Annotated in this window: 24 protein-coding genes and 1 pseudogene; 14 read left to right on the forward strand and 11 right to left on the reverse strand. The window is 52.3% G+C overall.

Annotated features, from left to right (window positions below; translation table 11 throughout):
* Window positions 1–185: 185 nt before the first annotated feature.
* Window positions 186–1,070, forward strand: coding sequence for a universal stress protein (locus KSS91_RS12360; protein ID WP_217838129.1), 885 nt, complete (start codon window positions 186–188; stop codon window positions 1,068–1,070).
* A 71-nt stretch (window positions 1,071–1,141) separates the two neighbouring features.
* On the opposite strand, the gene KSS91_RS12365 is transcribed toward KSS91_RS12360, so the two are convergent.
* Entirely contained in the window at window positions 1,142–1,567 is a 426-nt protein-coding gene (locus KSS91_RS12365; protein WP_015094832.1) for a potassium channel family protein, read from the reverse strand.
* Between the two features lie 322 nt (window positions 1,568–1,889).
* Here KSS91_RS12365 and KSS91_RS12370 point away from each other — a divergent pair, with 322 nt between their 5' ends.
* On the forward strand, window positions 1,890–2,849 hold the full coding sequence (locus tag KSS91_RS12370; protein ID WP_217838130.1) for a universal stress protein: 960 nt from the start codon (window positions 1,890–1,892) through the stop codon (window positions 2,847–2,849).
* A gap of 254 nt (window positions 2,850–3,103) precedes the next feature.
* On the opposite strand, the gene KSS91_RS12375 is transcribed toward KSS91_RS12370, so the two are convergent.
* Together KSS91_RS12375 and KSS91_RS12380 are read right to left on the reverse strand one after the other, a co-directional pair.
* Complete coding sequence (locus KSS91_RS12375) at window positions 3,104–4,153, reverse strand: tyrosine-type recombinase/integrase (RefSeq protein WP_217838131.1); 1,050 nt, start codon at window positions 4,151–4,153, stop codon at window positions 3,104–3,106.
* Window position 4,154: 1 nt separating this feature from the next.
* Complete coding sequence (locus KSS91_RS12380) at window positions 4,155–4,397, reverse strand: DUF4224 domain-containing protein (protein WP_150756586.1); 243 nt, start codon at window positions 4,395–4,397, stop codon at window positions 4,155–4,157.
* A gap of 287 nt (window positions 4,398–4,684) precedes the next feature.
* Between KSS91_RS12380 and KSS91_RS12385 the strand changes: the two genes are divergently transcribed.
* Window positions 4,685–5,401 carry a DUF2971 domain-containing protein gene (locus KSS91_RS12385; RefSeq protein ID WP_217838132.1) on the forward strand — a complete coding sequence of 239 codons (717 nt, stop codon included), beginning with the start codon at window positions 4,685–4,687 and terminating at the stop codon, window positions 5,399–5,401.
* A 65-nt stretch (window positions 5,402–5,466) separates the two neighbouring features.
* Here the strand turns inward: KSS91_RS12385 and KSS91_RS12390 are convergent.
* From KSS91_RS12390 to KSS91_RS12420, 7 genes and pseudogenes are all read right to left on the reverse strand, one after another.
* Window positions 5,467–5,919, reverse strand: a pseudogene (locus tag KSS91_RS12390) (hypothetical protein); the annotation flags it as partial.
* Window positions 5,916–6,188 carry a hypothetical protein gene (locus KSS91_RS12395; protein WP_217838133.1) on the reverse strand — a complete coding sequence of 91 codons (273 nt, stop codon included), beginning with the start codon at window positions 6,186–6,188 and terminating at the stop codon, window positions 5,916–5,918. The gene KSS91_RS12395 and the pseudogene KSS91_RS12390, both read right to left, overlap by 4 nt.
* 149 nt (window positions 6,189–6,337) lie before the next feature.
* Complete coding sequence (gene csrA, locus KSS91_RS12400) at window positions 6,338–6,538, reverse strand: carbon storage regulator CsrA (RefSeq protein ID WP_217838134.1); 201 nt, start codon at window positions 6,536–6,538, stop codon at window positions 6,338–6,340.
* A gap of 65 nt (window positions 6,539–6,603) precedes the next feature.
* Entirely contained in the window at window positions 6,604–6,807 is a 204-nt protein-coding gene (locus tag KSS91_RS12405) for a hypothetical protein (RefSeq protein WP_217838490.1), read from the reverse strand.
* Window positions 6,804–7,253: a tellurite resistance TerB family protein gene (locus KSS91_RS12410; protein WP_217838135.1), complete on the reverse strand. Its 450-nt coding sequence runs from the start codon at window positions 7,251–7,253 to the stop codon at window positions 6,804–6,806. Before KSS91_RS12410 ends, KSS91_RS12405 begins: the two co-directional genes overlap by 4 nt.
* Before the next feature lie 322 nt (window positions 7,254–7,575).
* Window positions 7,576–7,824 (reverse strand): DUF1654 domain-containing protein, encoded by a 249-nt coding sequence (locus KSS91_RS12415; protein ID WP_217838136.1) that lies wholly within the window; start codon window positions 7,822–7,824, stop codon window positions 7,576–7,578.
* Between the two features lie 162 nt (window positions 7,825–7,986).
* Window positions 7,987–8,769 (reverse strand): LexA family transcriptional regulator, encoded by a 783-nt coding sequence (locus tag KSS91_RS12420; RefSeq protein WP_217838137.1) that lies wholly within the window; start codon window positions 8,767–8,769, stop codon window positions 7,987–7,989.
* On the opposite strand from KSS91_RS12420, the gene KSS91_RS12425 reads away from it, so the two are divergent.
* From KSS91_RS12425 to KSS91_RS12465, 9 genes are read left to right on the forward strand one after another with little or no spacing between them, the layout of a single operon-like run.
* Window positions 8,764–9,069 (forward strand): Cro/CI family transcriptional regulator, encoded by a 306-nt coding sequence (locus KSS91_RS12425; RefSeq protein ID WP_411736617.1) that lies wholly within the window; start codon window positions 8,764–8,766, stop codon window positions 9,067–9,069. The genes KSS91_RS12420 and KSS91_RS12425 overlap by 6 nt on opposite strands.
* Before the next feature lie 40 nt (window positions 9,070–9,109).
* Window positions 9,110–9,604, forward strand: coding sequence for a YmfL family putative regulatory protein (locus tag KSS91_RS12430; protein ID WP_217838139.1), 495 nt, complete (start codon window positions 9,110–9,112; stop codon window positions 9,602–9,604).
* Window position 9,605: 1 nt separating this feature from the next.
* Window positions 9,606–10,457, forward strand: coding sequence for a phage replication initiator YdaU family protein (locus tag KSS91_RS28205; RefSeq protein WP_225923746.1), 852 nt, complete (start codon window positions 9,606–9,608; stop codon window positions 10,455–10,457).
* Window positions 10,438–11,220, forward strand: coding sequence for an ATP-binding protein (locus tag KSS91_RS12440; protein WP_217838140.1), 783 nt, complete (start codon window positions 10,438–10,440; stop codon window positions 11,218–11,220). Before KSS91_RS28205 ends, KSS91_RS12440 begins: the two co-directional genes overlap by 20 nt.
* A complete protein-coding gene (locus KSS91_RS12445; RefSeq protein ID WP_217838141.1) occupies window positions 11,220–11,720 on the forward strand; it encodes a hypothetical protein in 501 nt (166 codons plus the stop codon). Before KSS91_RS12440 ends, KSS91_RS12445 begins: the two co-directional genes overlap by 1 nt.
* A 29-nt stretch (window positions 11,721–11,749) precedes the next feature.
* Window positions 11,750–11,959, forward strand: coding sequence for a hypothetical protein (locus KSS91_RS12450; RefSeq protein WP_217838397.1), 210 nt, complete (start codon window positions 11,750–11,752; stop codon window positions 11,957–11,959).
* Entirely contained in the window at window positions 11,956–13,233 is a 1,278-nt protein-coding gene (locus KSS91_RS12455) for a tyrosine-type recombinase/integrase (RefSeq protein ID WP_217838142.1), read from the forward strand. Before KSS91_RS12450 ends, KSS91_RS12455 begins: the two co-directional genes overlap by 4 nt.
* A gap of 39 nt (window positions 13,234–13,272) precedes the next feature.
* Window positions 13,273–13,593: a hypothetical protein gene (locus tag KSS91_RS12460; RefSeq protein WP_217838143.1), complete on the forward strand. Its 321-nt coding sequence runs from the start codon at window positions 13,273–13,275 to the stop codon at window positions 13,591–13,593.
* 4 nt (window positions 13,594–13,597) lie between these two features.
* A complete protein-coding gene (locus tag KSS91_RS12465) occupies window positions 13,598–13,987 on the forward strand; it encodes an antiterminator Q family protein (protein ID WP_217838144.1) in 390 nt (129 codons plus the stop codon).
* Window positions 13,988–14,108: 121 nt separating this feature from the next.
* On the opposite strand, the gene KSS91_RS12470 is transcribed toward KSS91_RS12465, so the two are convergent.
* Window positions 14,109–16,553 (reverse strand): hypothetical protein, encoded by a 2,445-nt coding sequence (locus tag KSS91_RS12470; protein WP_217838145.1) that lies wholly within the window; start codon window positions 16,551–16,553, stop codon window positions 14,109–14,111.
* A 691-nt stretch (window positions 16,554–17,244) separates the two neighbouring features.
* Here KSS91_RS12470 and KSS91_RS12475 point away from each other — a divergent pair.
* Together KSS91_RS12475 and KSS91_RS12480 are read left to right on the forward strand one after the other, a co-directional pair.
* Window positions 17,245–17,568 carry a phage holin family protein gene (locus KSS91_RS12475; protein ID WP_217838146.1) on the forward strand — a complete coding sequence of 108 codons (324 nt, stop codon included), beginning with the start codon at window positions 17,245–17,247 and terminating at the stop codon, window positions 17,566–17,568.
* An 80-nt stretch (window positions 17,569–17,648) separates the two neighbouring features.
* The gene (locus tag KSS91_RS12480) at window positions 17,649–18,389 is read left to right on the forward strand and encodes a hypothetical protein (protein ID WP_217838147.1); all 741 of its coding nucleotides are present in this window, start codon (window positions 17,649–17,651) and stop codon (window positions 18,387–18,389) included.
* The last annotated feature ends 1 nt before the right edge of the window (window position 18,390 follow it).

Raw genomic sequence — 18,390 nt, forward strand, 5'->3', positions numbered from 1 at the left:
GGATGTAACAGACAAACGGGTAAAAAACCGCTCCGTCGGCTGGCTCCCATGAGCAATCATCCAAGTGCCGGGCAACTGCAGGCACATGATGTCCAGGCTGAGCCGGCAATGGCCATTGATGGCCAAGTGCTTTCGTCTACACAGAGTCCGCCTGCGTCGAATTTCCACCCCACAGGAGATTTATCATGAGCCAGTATCAAAGCCTGTTACTGATCATCAACCCGGCCTTGCGCCATTCTCCAGCCATGAGTCATGCAGCGGCGCTGGCCAAGGCCAGCGGTGCAAGTTTGCATATCGCGGCGCTTATCCCTTCGTTCAAATGGTTATCGCTGCTTGAAGAGGGCGATCGAGAATCGGGTCGGGAGCGCTACCTGCAGGACCATCGCGGCTGGCTTGAGGCTCAGGCCGAAAATTTGCGTGGCAGGGGAATAGAGGTGACCACCGAGGTGGCCTGGGCCGAGGACATGAAGCAAGACATCATTGAACACGTCACGGACATGCAGCCCGACGTGTTGATCAAGGAGGTTCAGCATGAGTCCGTGCTCAAGCGGGCCTTCTTCACCCCGCTGGATTGGCACTTGTTGCGTCACTGTCCGGTGCCGGTTTTTCTGGTGGGCGGGAGCAGCTTCGTTTTGCCTCGCAAGGTTGTAGCAGCGGTCGAGGTATCGGATATCGAGTCTACCGACAATGAACTGAACGACCGAATCATCAAGCAGGCTTGCAGCCTTGCGATGCAGTGCAGCGCCGAGTTGCATTTGCTGTATGCCTGCGATATCTCGGCCGCTTTTCTGGCGGAGATGGGCGGCCTGACACTGGCTGACCTGACCAAAGAACTTCGCAGAGACCTGGAAAAGTCTTTCATTGAGTTGGCAGATCGGTTCGGAGTGCCCTCCGATCGTCGACATTTGATTGAGGGAAACCCGGTCACGGTGTTGAGCGAGTTTGCCAACGAACACAATGTGGATGTGATCGTGATGGGCAGAGTCCAGTCCCATGGTGTGGGCAAGCTTCTAGGCAGCACGACCGAGCATATTCTGTATCAGGTGCCATGCTGCGTTCTGGCGGTCTAGATCCTGTCTGTACAAGGCTTGATCCAGAACGTCAGTTCGATAGTTGAGTCTGATATGAGTCAGAAAGGGGATTATTTGCGCTTCCAGTACTTTTGCATTTCCAGAAACAGGAAGGATGCGGTCCATGTGATGAGCACCAGCCCGGTAAGGGCTTGTAGACCGGTCAGGTATTTGAGGTTGCCCACTGGCGAAATATCGCCGAAGCCGATTGTCGTGTACGTCGTAAAGGAAAAGTACACGCAGTCCATCAGCGAACCGTCGAAGTTACCCGTCAGGTTGCCCCATTTCCCTGAGTGCACCATCAGGTAATAGACCAGCGCAAAGCACCAGACCTCTATGGCGTGGGCCAGGAGGGCGCCGAATACTCCAACCACGATTCTGAAGCGGTTCCACACCTTGAGCCGGGGTAGCCAGTCATTCAGGCGTAACAGGCATTCGTAGTGGATCGCTACGACGATGATGACCACCAGCGTATTGATCAGCGTGACTGCCAGCATGGCAAATCTCCAGCGTTAGGGGAGGTGGTGCATCAGAGTACTTCTACGCCAGGAAGCCGGAGAATCGTTGAACTGAATCAACAAAGGTTCAAGTAATCGAAAGCCAGTCGTTCGGTTAACGATAGCTGTTGATTAGTTGATAAAAGTCAGATCTCCCACGGCATAACGCCAAATAATCGAACTGCCGCTTTCCAGTCGCAACAAGTCGACAGGACTTTTTGCTGGCTGCAGTCACGAGTTCGCTCGAAGTAACAAACGCTTGACTCAAGGCTCGACAGCCAGGCGGGTTTGCACTCAGGCAGGTTTCAGGGCGAGGTATGTGATGCTCAAGCTCAAACGCATTCTATTGATAGCCCCCAGCGAAATGACCCTGACCCCGGCGTTTGAGCGTGCACATGCCTTGGCGGGTGCAACCGGTGCCTTATTGCACATTGTCGCGTTCGATTATGTCCAGGCCCTGGCGGTAGCCGGTCTGCTTGACCATGACGCGATGGCACAGGCACGAGAAGGCTATCTGCAGGTTCACCGTCATTGGCTGGAGCAGCAGGCCCGGTTTCAACGATGCGGCGGCATACAGGTGACCACCGAAGTGGTCTGGGCCAAGTCGAGCCTGACAAACCTGCTGGAGTACGTGAACGACTTTCTTCCGGACCTGGTGATCAAGGACACCCATTATGTGCCGGCACTTGACCGTGCCTTTCACCGGCCTGTGGACTGGCGACTGCTTCGCGAGTGTCCGACCCACCTGCACCTGGTGACCAGCGCCAAAAATCCCAAACCCTTGAAAATTCTCGCGGCGATCGATCTGTCCCATCTGGAGGAACTCACTCAGGGATTGAATGACCGAATACTCGACCTGGCCTCTACTCTGGCGGCCAGTTGCGGTGCGCAGTTGCACTTGCTTAATGTCAGTCGTTGGTCAGAGATAAGCGATGCGCCGATGAGTGTACCGACAGGCAGTCTTGATGAGAATTTGAGAGACGCTATCGAGGATGCCCAACAAGAGGCTTTCGATGTGCTTGCCGAGCGCTACTGCATCAAGGATGCCCACCGACATTTATTGACGGGCTCCCCCCACAAGGTAATCGCGCGGTTCGCTCAACAGCATGCTTTCGACATGGTGGTGCTGGGCACGGCTTATCACCATGGGCCTGAGGGCTTTATCGGCGATACCGCCGAGAGTGTGTTGAACCGGGCACCGTGCAGTTTGATGATCGTCAAACCATTATCGGGGGCAGGATGTAGGAAGGCGGGAATACGGGATGGTTTTGTCACGCTTTGAGTGTGGTCGCATGTTCGCCAAACCCCGGAAACGACAAAGCCCTGAATAATCAGGGCTTTGTCGTATAAAGATGGCGGAGGCGATGGGATTCGAACTCATGGACCTGTTACAGTCGACGGTTTTCAAGTCCGATATGCAAGTTCCTTTATTCTGCGGCGTGCAGCTCATTTTCGTTCTAATACGAATTTTTTTTGCCACCTCTACAGGCCGCATTCTACAAGGGGTGGTATTAGGGTTTTGTAACACTTTTTTGGCTATTTTGAGGGCTTAGCAATGGCGCCGACACGACGGTAAACGCGCTCGGTAATGTCGCCTTTGGTATGTCCTAGCAGCAAGCTGGCTTCACCAATATCCGTGATCTCTGATGCCGCTTTAGGACGGATGTCTCGGAATTGAAACTCTGCAATCCGGCTCGCCAAGGGTGTGTCGCTATTATCAAGTGCCGCCTGCTTCGCCTTCTCTCTTGCCTCATCCCATCGTTTACGCAGCATCGTAGCCGTCATCCGTTTTCCTCTTTGACTAACTATCAGATAGCTCGACAGATGCTGCGCATTACGGTTGGCGATCTGGGCAATCAGCAAGCCCAAGCTGTTTGCAGAGCCGTCAGTGGTCGTCTGTATTCGAATTTTTTTGCTGGTTTTGTTTTGCTGAACCATCAGGAATCCTCCCTCGATGTCGTCCTTGCGCATTACTAGTACGTCCGCTGGCCGCTGACCCGTCAGGTAAGCCAGGTCCATGGCATCTTTCAGCTCTTGACCTGCTTTCTGGTACACCGCATTCCAGACAGTATCGTTTGCGTAGTAATCGCGTGGGGTTTCCTTGTTTTTACGGACTCCTTGGCACGGGTTTTCCTTTGAGGTTAGACCCCATTCTCGTGCCATGTTGAATACGTGGGAGAGGGTGGCGATTTCGCGATTTGCCCGTACTTTCGCCGAGCGTGCATCCCTGTAACCGGCAATTGCTGCAGGTGTTATGGCATCGATAGGTGCACTGTCGAACATTGGTCGTAGTTGCTTGATCTCTGAGAGGTTGTCCTTCTGGGTGCGTGCTGCTTTTTTGGGGACAATATCGCGAATGTATCTATCGAAGATGCCCTTCATGGTTCGCAGATCGAGAGGCGCCTCCTTGGCTTCGAGTTCAGCCCATTTGATCCTGGCCTTGTCGAGGTCTTTGCCTAGCGGTATCGCCTTTCCCGACATATCCAAGTAGTAGTAAGCAATCCAGGTTTTTCCGCTTTTTCGGGGACGTGTCCACTGATACATCCTTGGCGGTAAGTTGCGTGTTTCGGCATTGCGGGGACGCATATCAGTTCACTCGTGAGAAGTCTGGCGTCCATGCTGGCGCCGCGGGAGTGGAGGGCGGGTTGAGAGCGGTAGGTGACACCATGCCCAACTTCATGCGGACATAGTGCCGACCAACCAACGGGCGCTTGCCTCGGCTTTCGATGAAGACCCATTGGTGGTCGATCAGCCAGCGTCGCTGGGAAGCCCTGGCCTTGTAGCCGGTGATAATCGCCAATTCTTCGTCCGAAAGAATTTCGGATTCCATGTGATGCTCCATGCCGCGCGTGGTGGCAGAAGGTGGTTAAACTTGATTGCGTTTCAATCGGAGGCACATGTCTAGCGGATGCTAGGCCATTGCCGCAGCCTCGACGCCGCTGCAAACGCTTCCGTAAGTGATGGGCATGATTGCTCCTCGGCTGTATATTGCCGCCTATCGATTTTGGTGACGGAGTAAAACTTGCAATGTATGGAAACTTATTTCATTACACCGATGTAGGGGCCGTTAGATCCATTTTAGAGAAATGTGAGTTGTGGCTCACAGATATCAGGTTCTTGAATGACTCTCAGGAGCTTAATGAAGGCGTGGCTCATGTTTTGGAGGAGCTAGCATCTGATAGCTATAATGAGGGGTTTTTAGAAGGTGCACGAGAAATGCTACTCTCGGAAATGGGAGTCCACGTTTCCCATTATGTAAATATCGAGCCTACATTTGTTTGCTCTTTCAGCCAGGCTCGGGATGCACTTAGTCAGTGGCGAGCGTACGGTGATTACGCCATTGAGTTTGATTCTGAAATAATGGATATTGCATTATTTCAATGTATTTATGATGAGGGCGGGAAGCGAAGAGAAATAGAAAGTATGGTGTCTTCTGCTCTTTATGGTGTGGCTGCCGAGTGTATAGATAATGAGGGAGCATTTGGCCCAGAGTCAGTTCAGTATCTGGAAACTTTGGTGCGAGTAGCGTCAACAATTAAAAATCAAAGTTTTAATGAGGAGAAAGAAGTAAGGTGTCTAGTTGATGTGTTGCTTCCAAGTGATCTATTAAAGTTTCGCGAGAAAAGTGGGGTGCTGATTCCCTACGTGGTAGAAAAAATTCCATTTGAGGCTATTAAGGCCATTCATATTGGGCCGATGAGAAATCAAGAGTTGGCTTTTACGGCGATGAAGGCGTTTGTCTCGTCATTGCGATATAGACGTGTTTCGGAACTTGGAAATATCGATCATAAGATCGATGTCGTGATGTCGAATATTCCGTATCGTGCTTTATGATTATTAAGTTCAGCCAGGTTGGCCCGCTCCGAGCGCTGATCAGTTTGCTTATCTGTCTCATGCTGCCTCTGCTGATTCCAAACGCCCACGGCGTCGAACATCCGGGCGGCCTGTTCTTCAGTCAGTGAAACCTCGGCGGGAATGGCGATCCAGCCCGACGCGACCCGATGATTCGGATTGCTCTCGGCGACCAGGGCTTTGTAGGTGTCCTCGATCACGTCTTCGAGGTGGGCGGCCAGATAATTGCCTTGAGGGGCGACCTCTACCGATTTGGTGTAGCGGTGGCCGCGCTGATCGCGACACTGGACACTGACATAGATGGTCCAGCGATGGGCAACGTCGCAGACTGCTTCGGCCATGCGTTGTCCTGGCGGGATGCTCTTGCAGTTCTTCCTGTTGATCATCCCTTGGTGTCCACTGGGGTCGATGTGGACCACCGCGACGTGATTAGCATTGAGCAGGGCCCGGCTCGTTCGCTCAATCCGGGTACGCATGTTGTTGGGCTTTCGCTTTTTCATTGCGCCACCGTAATCTGGCGATTGGCCTTGGCTTCAAACTGCATGGCAAGGTCGTGAGCGGCCTTGTAGTCGGCACGGAAGGCGCGAGTCTTGCCGGTGGTGCGGTCTTTAATCTGGTACATGCCGAAGCTTCCGCCGGCGACTTGGTAGCGCACCGGTTTGGCTGGGGCTCGTCGATCAATACGACTGTAGAACCCGGAGCGGGCGACCTTTGTTCGTTGCAGCAGCTCACCGACTTCATCGATGCGCTCTTGAAATGATGGATGCATGGTTGATCCCTCGGAGTAGGTTAGGTGTATTCATCAGCACTCCGACCACCTGCTGGTGGCCATTGGGCAGGAAAGGGGCTGATTGATAAAAGGCAGGCGTAAAAAAGCCCGATCGGAACCGGGCCATTGTTTGTGTCAAAAAGACCTGCTTAAGTGATCGCAGGTGTTGCCATCGCGGGCTTCGACAAACCCGTCTGAATGCGCTGCGTGATTTCCTCTCGATGCACCGGGACATCCTTGGGTGCGCTAGTCCCGATACGTACCTGTTTGCCGCTCACACCCAGCACGGTGATCGTGATGTTGTTGCCTATGTTGATGCTTTCGCCTTCTTTGCGAGTCAAAATCAGCATTGTCCATTTCCTTGCGTGAGTGGGTTTCCCAATACCGCCTTGCAAGAAGCGGCATCAGTGAAACATCACTGCATTACGCGGATTTCATTACGAGGGAACCACGCACCGTCGAGCTTCACCATGCAGCCAACGAAGGCGGCGTAGCGAGTCTCTCGATCGGTCTGGAAGCCGTAGTAAGAGCAAGTGGCCCGTGAGGCAAGACCACTCAGCAACATGCAGCCCACGATCAGTGTCAGCAGGATCAGCAGAACCTTTGTCGCGTACTTCACGCCTCGATACCGTAGTCAGCCAAGCGTAGACCGAAGTGCATGCCTATTTCCTTCAACACCACCAACTCTGCTGGCCCGATCTGGCCGTCAGCCTGGGCAACGGCAAGAATGTTGACGAAGGCTTCCTCCGCGTCGGCCGGAAAGTTTTTGATGTCGGCCAGTTCCCGCTTGATCGCCAATCGTCCTACTTGAAAGTTGGCGTTCAACTGGCCTGTAAAACGATTGATGGTTTCGGTGATCTCGCTGCCGAAGTGCGTCAAATTCGGGTTGGAGTGAATCAACTCATCCAGCTTGGAAACCTCGCTGGCTCCAATCTCACCATCAGCCGCAGCGACCAATAGGCCGCCACCGACAATGGCCTGCATCAAGTCGCGGTTAACGACTTTCTTCATTTCGGCCTGGGCGTTGCCGACTTGTTTTCCGAAGAGTTTTTTCATTCCGAACATGGTGTTTCCTCATTGCAGGGGAGGGGATTTCCCACATAGCCCTGCTGCCAAGGCTATGAAGTGAAATCTAATTGGGCTGTCAGCGGGACTCAGATATGGCGCACTTAGGTGGCAGTCGCTCACGCCGGGTGCGTTGGTCTTTTTGCTGGTAACAGCCTTGTATCGGTGAGGTTGTTAAAGAGCGGCGGGAGATCCCGCGTCGCCGATCTATTTCGTGGCAACGACTCAAATATCTCCCGTGGAGCTTTATAAGTCAACTCCATAGGAGATAAATATTCCGGTGGCCATAAAAAAACCCGCATTGCGCGAGTTTTTATGGCTATCAAATATTGGCTGGCAGTCTCCAGGAGACACGGATCGCGTCGTCTTCTTCTGGGCTCAACGTAACGTTTTCGGTATCGGCTATGTCCTCAAGGAGTCGCTTCCAATCTCGTGGGCATTCATCTGAGGTTTTACGAATGACGGCTGTCTTTCGTTTCTGGGCGGTTGGGGCGCTAATAATTTTTTGGATGCGGAGACCGAGACGCTCAAATGAGTCCGGCAATGTTGGTTTGTTCTGTGGCTTTGCCATAGCACTGCTCCATTTGTGTATGGATATACACTGAGCGGTTTGCCTTGTTAGCGCTAAATATTAATGATTAAAAACAATTATTTAACAGAGAAGAGCCCGCAATCTGCGGGCTTCAGGAGGGAGGTGTTAAGGAGGATTACAGACAAATCGAAGGGCTCAAATTTAGATTCTGCCCAGCACCTTGCTGGGGGCAAGGATTGCCCCTACGTAGTGAATATTCTCGATATCAGACCGAGCGATCGTCAGTCGTTCACCGTATGCCGTGTTTATCGACATGAGGCTGACGTCTTCATCGGTTTCGAAGAGAAGTTCTTTGACCATGCTTTGGCCGTCGGTAGTAGTAATCATCACATACTCGCCCGGTACTAGGCGGTGATTGGGCTCGCAAACGGCGATCCAGCCACTACGAATTGCCGGAGCCATCGAGTCACCCTTAAGTCGGAGTGCATAGGCGTCCTCATCTCTGGAGTAGGTCTCAACCCAGCCAGCAGCCTGGTCAAGACTCGTCCAATAACCTTCGTGACCGAGTTGCGCTGTTCCAACAATATCGATTCGACGGGGAGCGCTGGTAATTGGCGGGCCTGGCTCAACGTTTGACTGCAACGGTTTGACTAGTGGAACAGCATTGGCAGCAATCGCTAAATCAGAGATTTCTTTTGCGATCCGGGGGCTAAACCGCTCTACGGGTATGCCAAGCATTTTGGCTATCTCAGCTGCCATTTCCTTGTTGAGCGCACGGTTACCATTCAAGTGACTGCTCAGCGTGCCTTGGCTCATGCCGACGGAGAGCGCGATCTCTTCTTGAGTCAGCTTCTCGCCTTTAGGGGCGCGCGCATTGTAGGAAGCCAGCTCCGCTTTTAATGCGGCGCACTCCGTCTTTTCCCATTCAAGTAATGGTCGTCTGTCATTTTTCATTTCCGAAGGATATTCCCGGTGGAGATGCATTGCTATCTCCTTTGGAGTTGCTTAAAAAAGCTCCATGGGAGATATTATCGCCTCAGATACACCACCGGAGATCGGACAGTGCGTCAAATCACCCTCAGCCAATTTGCTACCGAGAAGGGGCAGACCAAGGCCGGAATTTTGTTAGGCATGACCCAAAGTTCAGTAAATAAAGCTCTGCAGGCAGGGCGTGACGTTTTTGTTACGGAGCACGCAGACGGCTCTTTCACAGCGGAAGAGCTCAGACCATTCCCGGTCCAAAGCGCAAAAAGGTCGCGTCGCCGGATGCTGCCCATTTCATGAGCAAACTTTGAGCGCAACGGCGCCGAGAGAAAACTAGAAAATGAAATCGCCAGTACTAGAAACCCGTCGCGCAGTGGTGATCGAGGTCGCAAAGAAATACCCAGGCGGCCAGGTATGCGCTTCAGCTCGCCTCAGTCTCGATCTGAAGCGTTTTAAGAATCAGGTTTATGAGAGTGGCGGTGTTGTTCCTCTTAGCGATGAGGAGGTTTACGTCCTCGAAAGCGAGCAGGGCACCACGCGCCTACCGGACTACATCTGCGCGATGTACGGCGGCGTATTTGTTCGTCTGCCTGAGGTTGGCGATCTGGACAATGTCGACATGCACCAGCGCTCGTTGCGTACTTCTGTGAAGCGCGGCCGGGTTGACCAGTTTCTTGCCCTGGCGTTGGAGGATGGCGAAATCACCGCCGTGGAAGCATCGGAGATTTTAGCCTTGCATGCAAAGCACTTGGCTGCCCGGCACGAGGAGGTGACCGCACTGATTGAGTTGCACAAATCGAAGCGCCAATCCCGACCGTCAACCGGGAAGGGTTGATATGCAGTTCACGATCACGATCAACCAGGTGAAAGCACTGGAGTGGGGGTTGAACTCCCAGCAGGCGCTGCTGTTTTCGTTTGTCTACGAGTGTCCTAGCTGGGCAAGGCCAATCAAGACCGATAACGGGATTTTCTTTGCCTTGAGCAAGGCAAAGATCGTGGAGGAATTGCCCTTGCTCACCGACAAACCAGATACAGCGTACCGACTTCTCAAAGGGCTCGAGACCGCCGGGCTGATCGAGCTATCCCACACTTCCAACATCAGTTTGTTTCGTTTGACCGAAAAGGCCAAAGAGTGGAATCGCAAGTTGGATGGGTCGGAAAAATATCCGACCTCTGAGGTGTTTGAGGGTCGGAAAAAAATCCGATCTACCTCGGAAAAATCTCCGAGCAAGGTCGGAAAAATATCCGAACAGGGTCGGAAAAAAATCCGAGGAGGGTCGGAAAAATTTCCGACAAATCAGGGTACCAGTAATCAGGGTACCAATCAGGTAACCAGTAATCAGGAGAAGCAGGGCGCTAACGCGCCAGGCAAATCGCCAAAGTTCGACCCGCTGACCGCCAAGCCGGAAAACGTCAGCGTCGAGGTTTGGGCCGACTGGTGCCAGCACCGCAAGGAAATCCACAAACCCCTCACCGCCAAGAGCTGTGAACAACAGGCCAAGGCCTTGGCGAACCATCCAGCCCCCGATTCCGTTCTGGCCCTTTCGATCAGCAACGGATGGACGGGGATCTTCCCCGACAAAGCAGTCATCCCCGCACCACCTCCGACCAGTCGCCATTCCGGCTTTGACACTCGCGATTACAAGGCCGGTACCAAGGAGAACGCCAATGGCACCTTCCGTCTCTAACTTCGGCGCTCACATGGACCGCAAATTCGGCGTCATCGGCCGTCAGCCAGCGAGCTGCTTCGATCATGGCGAATACTCGGCGGTCATCCTCAAGGGTGGCAACGTGTCTGGGTGTCCCATCTGCGCGAGCAACAAGCGCGACATGCAAGAGCTCGAGCGCAAGCGCTGTCAGTTTCGGATAGTTCAGCACTCAAGCGCCCGGATTCCGAAGCGTTTCGCGGAAAAGACATTCGCCGATTTCGTCGTGTCGAATCCGGCCCAGCAGATTGCCCTGGATGCGTGCACCGACTACGTCGACAACTTTTCGAAGCATCGCCGGGAAGGTCGCTGCATGTTGCTGTTGGGGACGGTCGGTACCGGCAAGACCCACCTGGCTATTGCCTCGGCCAGTCACCTGATCAACGAATGCATGGTCAAGGCGATTTACCGAACGGTGGGCACGCTCATCGGCGAGATTCGGGCGACGTTCAATGATCGCTCAGGCGAGTCCGAGGCGCACATCTTGCGTGAGGTGATTGGCGCGGACCTGCTGGTGCTCGATGAAGTTGGTGCAACCAAGCAGAGCGAGTTCGAGCTGGCCACTCTGTTCAGCATCATCAATGGTCGTTACGAGCAATGCCGTCCGACGATCATCGTCAGCAACCTGTCTCCCACCGAACTGAACGACGCCATTGGTACGCGCTGTGTCGACCGTATCCGCGAAAACGGCTGCATTGGTGTGGCATTCGAGTGGGAATCTCAACGCGGTAAGGAGGGTTTCTGATGAACGCGGCCAAGCAACAAAACATGCTCGCTGGGCAATCGTCGCTCGCTCGCAAAGTATTCCAGGTCGTGCCAATCCAGGAGCGCTGGAGTGCTCACGATATTTTCAATTCGTTGATGGTTGCCGAAACCACGGGTGCCCAGTTTCCGGCCGTACGTCGCGGCCTGGGCGAGTTGAAGGACGCAGGTCTCATTCGCGAACCCGTTAACGGACACTTCCAGCGCACCGCCATCACCATTACGCCCCAGAGAGAACAGAGCATGTCGAAAGAAACCAAGCCGGCCGTGGCTACCACCAAGAAACCCGAGGGTAGCGCTCTGGATACATTGGCGGTGCTGTCTGGCGAAGTCATCAGCTTTGCCGAGGAGGTCGGTCAGCGCATGAAAAAGCTCGCCGCGCGTATCGAGGAAGTGGCGTTGTCCGTTGAGGCAGAGCGCGAGGTCAATGCTGAAGCACTCGACAAATTCAAGCTCCTGCAATCTCTGTTGAAGGGGGGCTAATGGGCAAGCGCATGGGGATCAGCGTGGAGATGCCTGATCGCCGCCTGGCTATTCCAGATTCGGCAAACTATCGGTTTGCCGTGTTCTGCTGTTCGTACAAGGTGGACTTGGGCAGCACCCCCGATCACGCATTGGCGCTGTTCGTTGACCAGGCAATGGCCGAGCGCTACGGCGCCTGGATGTGGCCCTCGACATTTGAAGTGGTCGACCTGCTTGGCAAAAGGGGCGATGACCAATGACTGCTCCCTTGAAAACCCTGACTGTGAAACTGTCTGATGCCGTCATCAAACAGCATGCCATCGACCCGACCATTACCGAGCTGAAGGATCCTCGGCACCCGTTGCGCTTTCGTTACCGTCACGACCGCAGCAAAGGCAGTTGGCACCTGGTGCGTTTCGACAAGGGCGCCAAATGGAAAAAGGCTGCCAACTGGCCCGACGTGCCAGCGCGGGTCATGCTCGACAGCTTGCCGGTAGTGCAGGCCCGGTTGTTGGCCGATCCGTCAGCTGCTGCCACGGTGGATGGCTGGGAGAGGGTCGGGCAGGTGTTGGAGTGGTATGCCGCGCGCCTGGACACCGATAATAGTTTGTCCAAAAGCCGCCGGGGATCGTCGTTGTCCGCGATCCGCTGCCAGTTGTTGCCCGCTCTGGGTGATTTGCCCTTGTGCAAACTCAATGCCGATACCTTGGACCGACACTTGGTCTGGCACATGCAGGCGGAGTACAGCCTGTCCTACGTCAAGTCGGTGTTGGACGTACTGAAGGTGGTGTTCGGTGCCGCCTTGACGCTGAAAAAGATCACTGTGAATCCACTGCTTGGGGTGTCGTTCAGTCACTTCACCAAGGCCAAAATCAAGCCCAAGGGTGCGCGCTTGCGACACGTTGCCGTGGTGGACCTGCTGGCCGAATGGAGTGAAGCGTTCACCACGGAACCGACGGCCGTGACGCTGCTGGTGTTGATGCTGACCCATGCCACGCGAATCACCGAAACCCGTCTGGCCAAGTGGAAAAACATCCACCTGGATGCGGGGGAGTGGTTCATCCCGGCCGATGACACTAAATCCAAGCGCGACCACCTGTTGCCGTTGACCATGCAGGCGGTGGCTTTTCTGGAACGTTACCGTGCGCAGCAGCGGGCCCAGGGTTACGACGGGGCGTACCTGTTTCCGGCGACTTCACGTGCGGGGCGCCCGATGTCACGCAGCCAGGCCTTTGCCATTTTTGCCCGATTGGGAGCGGGCGAGTGGACCAGTCACGACCTGCGCAAACTGGCGCCTTCCATCTGGGCCAACCTCGGTGTCGATTCACTGGTGGGAAAACTACTACTCAACCACGCCCTGACCGAACTGGAGCGCACCTACTTTCAGGCGATGGGCGAGGTGGTAAAGCGCAACGCCCTGGAGCGGTGGCACGGGTGGTTGGACGCACAGGGTTTTGATGCATTGCAGGACAAGACAGGAGCAAGACGCGCGAGTAAGCCGGTTGCCCTGGACCCCTCGGGCTGGTTGGCCTGAAGCCGAAAACAGAAATTAATCTTACAAGAGGATTCAAACATGCAGAAAGGGCAGGGGCATGGCTTTAAAAGGCAACTGATCGAGCTAGAACCTTGCCCAACTTGCAAGGGCAAAGCGGTAGTGAAAGGGCTGTTTTATGAGCTGATTTGTACTGCTTGCAACGGCTCAGGTTGGGTTATTTGGGGGAGTAGGTTGGTGCTTTCTTCGGACGAGTTAGTCACGCAGTTGAGCTTCAAATTGCAGCAGGCTCAGCGCGACATTGAACTGCTCCAGATGGCCTCGTCGACATCTGGCCAGGCCGAGTACTACGAAACGAACAACCGTCGCGGTGCCGGCGGAACAAATTACACAGGGGATTGAGAACATGATGATTCGAAAGCCGGCAGGCCGACCTTTGGGCGATACCGAATACCTGCTGGAACAGTGGGGGTGGTGGCGGATGGATGGGGCCGGCGTCCCTTCCTATATCTCGCCGACGTTTGCATTAATACGTCAGGCGATGCCCCAAGTGTCGGGGAGCAAAAGCTATTGCATTACAGATGAATGGGCCTGCGCTATTGATAGCGCAGTTGCGCGGCTCTCACACCGTGATCGTCAAATGGGGGACATTATTTGGCTCTACTACGGCGCAAAATGGCCCATGGTTCGGGTTGGCAAGCACTACGGCATAAGTGAAGGGAAGACACGGGAATTGGCGAGAGCAGGGGTCGCGTGGATCGATTGTGCTGTCGACACAATGCGGCAGGCTGCTTGATCGACTGGCCGACCTGTAGCGCTAAACATTGATTCGCGATAAATGCAAAACTCTCAGCTGAGTATAGGGCGGCCTCCAGCCCTATCTCAGCACGTTGCTAATTCGTTTGAGCGCCTGAAACCTATTTTTTATAGTCCAAAGGTCTAATATTTACTGGAAGCTTGAACGTAACATAGCGTCCTGAATTTCTGGAGGATAAAACGTAAAGAGGAATATCAACTACAGTTCCAGAGGTTAGTAAGTGTGGATGAACGATCGCTTGTGAATATGTTTGCATGGAAAGTTCAGTGCATCTCCAGTTACCTTTTCTAAAGAATAATGGTTTTTTTCCGCAGTCAATATTGATGCTGCTGATGTCAAATGCTGGCTCCTTCATGGGGTATTGCTCTATAAATACTTTCAAGCTATCTAAGTTGTTCTCGAATTTAATTTTTCCTGCGCTTGTAGGGTTCTCTAAATAAGACGCATAGGACGCACCCAAGAGATTATTAAACTGAATATGACGACTCTCTAGTTTTCCTGCTAGATTCCCCCTAGCTAACAGTGAGGACTCCAGAGTCATTATCCTCGACTCGTTATGTGAACGTCTCGTGTTGGAAATATCCCCCATGAAATCTTCATACTCTTTTTGCAATATTTTCAGCTTGTTCTGGAGTAACGCCAAACTCTGAGAGTCACTATTATTGTCGACCAAATATGCTCTCAGCTGGTCCATTGATGACGCAAGCCCCCCTATACTTTCCACGAGGAGTGTAGGTGCACCACTTTGGTAGCTCGCATAAACTTTCCCTGCTGAGGTGCCAACCTGCCCTAAAATTTTACCCAAATGTCCTACTTTTTCAAGTTCATGTTGTTGCTCTAGAAGTTCGGATGCTTCCCGTACTTGATTTTGTAACCCGGCTAGGGCAGTCATTCGCTCTTTTTTTTCTGATCTGATATCGATTTCTGCTAGTGTTTTACCGATACCGTTCAACTCCAGATGTAAATCTTCTAGGATTTTTGTCTGAGTGGAGATTTCAGTTCGTAATGCTTGAAATCTAAATGTTTCTAGAGGGTTTGTGTCACTAATATTTAATATGCCTCCAACTGCCATCAAGTAGGAAGTTAAGATGTTCATTTGGTTTTCTTGTGGTGAAAAATTAGATAGCTGCCTGGAGATAATCTTAGCTCGGCCAGATAGACGCATCGTGGAAATTTCTTCAGTGTCCATAATCTGAAAACTAGCGGGGCTAAATGAGTTTTCCGGAGGGAAGGTGTCATTTAAAACTACAGCGCGGAGCGCTTCTACCAAGTTCAACTCTGCTTTCCCGAGAAGGTCACCGAGGCGAGACACCAGATAATCATCGAATGTAACATTGGAGATCCCTTTATCAAGTGACGCTCTTTTGGCTAACTCGCCCAGGTCATAGTCAAATCGGGCATCTTTCACTGATATTAGCTGTCCTACAAAGTTCAGAGCACTTCCTGCGTCCATTGAGCTAAAGCTCAAAACCCCAAACTGACCCGTTTCAGAGGCAGGGTAGTCAATAGAAGTTTTTCGTCTGAAATCACAGTAGTTACCGGTAGCTGAATAGTCTCCTCGTGCGGTAGGAGAAAAGTAGCTTTTTCGTTCGCCAGGATCGCCTCCCGCTACTGATGAAACAGATTGAAGAGCAGTTATTTCTGAACTACCCCATGGCGACCCAATTTTAATAAAGTTTATATTTCCAGCATTACCACCTTTGCCGCCTGGACCGCTTTTTCCAGACTCTAAAAAATAATGTGAGAAGCAGTCGAATTTTCTTTTAAGATAATTTGTACAAGTGGATGGTGAGCCGGCACCACCATTCCCACCAGTTATACCTTTAGCGTTCACTGCATAAGGTACGTAATTAATTTTCTCTGTTGTGTTGCATGCCGGCAAATTAGGAGGAGGGATGGGGGTTTTCAGGTTTGTTGAAATTTCCACATTGCTTGAAATAATGTATGTGTTGCCGGATTTCAAGGTGTCAAAATTCAAGTCTTTATCAAAAGTTTTTAATCCATCTTTGACTTTTAAATCAAATGCGTACCCTGGCACAATCCCTGAAGGAGCTCGTGGAATCCAAACGCTCTTTGATATGTTGATGCAATCAATGCAGCGGGTGTAATATTCAATAAAGGATTTCATATATCGAGCGTCTTCCCTAGGTTTCGGCTGAAGCATTATGTCTGTTGGAAAAACGCTAGGGGGGTTTGCGGGGAATTCTCCATTTTCAAAATAATCTAAGCCGGCATGATCAATGTGGACGCGCGTGTCTATCGGTGCGTTTATTTTTACCGTCGACGCCCAAATTACTACGTCGCCACCATTACTATAAATTGGTTCGTTGATTTCAAGTGTGTCACCGATACAAACGATATCCGCTCTGTAGTTTTCATTTATCGAGGAAAAATACGGCTTTGCTTGTCCCCCCGTGACCACATTGCTCTTATATGCCATGATATGACAGCTTGCCGGTGCTTGCACTGGAGTCGCTGTGACGGAAAGTGTGCTGCCTTCTGAAAACATCGGAAGAGCTACAAGAACAAAAAGCGCCCTATTCATTATATATTCTCTTAAGTTTTGATGTGAGTGGCAATGATGGGGCGCTAAATTTTCTCACCTTATTCGTCAACCGCTCCTTTAATTCTTATCCATGTGGAGACTTCGCAGAGTCCTCAATTGTGATCAACTCTCGATGCACCGATAGCGTGTATCTATCTAAGGTCTTTTGGTTGCATGACTTTGCGCTATATTATTACAGGTCACGTTGAAATCGAGTATAGACGTAAATTTTAAGCGTGCCATCATCTGCATTTTTCTTTAAGCGTAAATTCCTTCACTTTACGAATTCAGCCAATTAGCTATTACGTACTCCGAAAAGCGCATTCAGCCTTATAAGGCTGCTGTTTTGGCCGGTTGCGGCCTGCCGAAGAGGACAGAAGTGCGCAGTCCTTTCTTTGTCATGACTTCAAGCCTGATTGGTCATGGGAAGCATGAACGCGCATTCAAGTTATAGGAAAATTTTCATCCTTGTAAAAAGCCCTTTTCCGCACGGAATAGATCTGCTTTTATAGCAGCGTGGGTTGCTGTGTACGCAGCGAAACGCGTTTCAGGAACCCGATCATTGAGTCGGGCCTTGTACTCATTTATAAGCCCTGCCATCGAGCAGGGCTTTTTCGTATTCGGCCCTATGCCTGCCTCTTTGCTCCGAGCGGATGACAGTGACATGGAGCCGGACCTTCGAGGACTAAAGATGAACACAGAGCACCAGGCTCTCGCCGATGTACCCCTTTGGCTATTGATATTGTTAAGCATGGCCGGTTTGTCTGGGGAGATGTTGAGAGCATCAGGAACTGATCTGAGCCTTCGAAAGATCCTCCAGCGTGTAGCGCTGCGTTTTCTCGCGTCTGGTCTTTTGGGTATGGCTACCTTGCTACTAGCGATGGCGTTGTGGAGCAATTTTTATCTCGCAGCCGGTTTGGGCATCGTAATTGCGGTCATCGGTGCTGATGTAACCGGAGGTTTGTACACCCAGTTTTTGGCGAGGAAAGCTGGTATCAGATCTCAAAATTCATAGCGAGGAATACCATCGTGGAGCAGTGATGGCGTCTTCCACAGATCGACTCACATTAAAGCTCGGCTATCCGGACAAACTAATTGGTCAACATTACGATCACTCCTGACATGCTGCCAGTGTCTAAGGCGTTGTTAGAACTTGAGAAAAAGCACGTTCCGCACGTCCTTGTTTTGACTGCAACCCGCTTAGCCAAACGGGTCAAGAAGGGTGAACTGGCCGTTATGGCGCAGCGCCTCGACAGGCCAACGCGGACCACCATGAATAGCCTGTTCGTGAAAATGGCCACCAAAAGTAAACCGGCTGAAGTCTTTTTCAAGGACTCTTGGACCTCAGGTATTCCCGCTGATACCTATCTTCAGCAGACCGTCCGGGGCGGGCCACGTCCGCATAAGCGCTTTGAAAAATCGCTGATCTCGAACGGCCTGATGAAGGCTGGTCAATACGCTATTCCCAGTCCGAATGTCCTCGATAAGCACGGCAACGTATCGCGTGGCTTGATGAACAAAATCCTATCCGGCCTCGGTGCGGCAGAAAGCCGACGCGGCTATAAAGCCAATGCCACCGGCAGCAACCGCAGCCAGCGCAAGGGCAATGCCCGCAGCTATTTTTCCGGCGTTGTCGATGGCACGGCCGGGGTGTGGGAGCGCAAAGAAACCGCGTTCGGCGATGCAGTCCGGCCGGTGTTTGTGTTCAGCCGCAGCGCGCCGATGTACCGCACGATCTTCCCGTTCTTCAAGATCGCGAACAACATCGTCAAGGCCAACTACAGCGCTGAGTTCCGCGATGCATTTGCCGATGCAATGACCACCGCCAAGCCCTGAT

Source organism: Pseudomonas azerbaijanorientalis (assembly GCF_019139795.1).
GTDB lineage: Bacteria > Pseudomonadota > Gammaproteobacteria > Pseudomonadales > Pseudomonadaceae > Aquipseudomonas > Aquipseudomonas laurylsulfatiphila.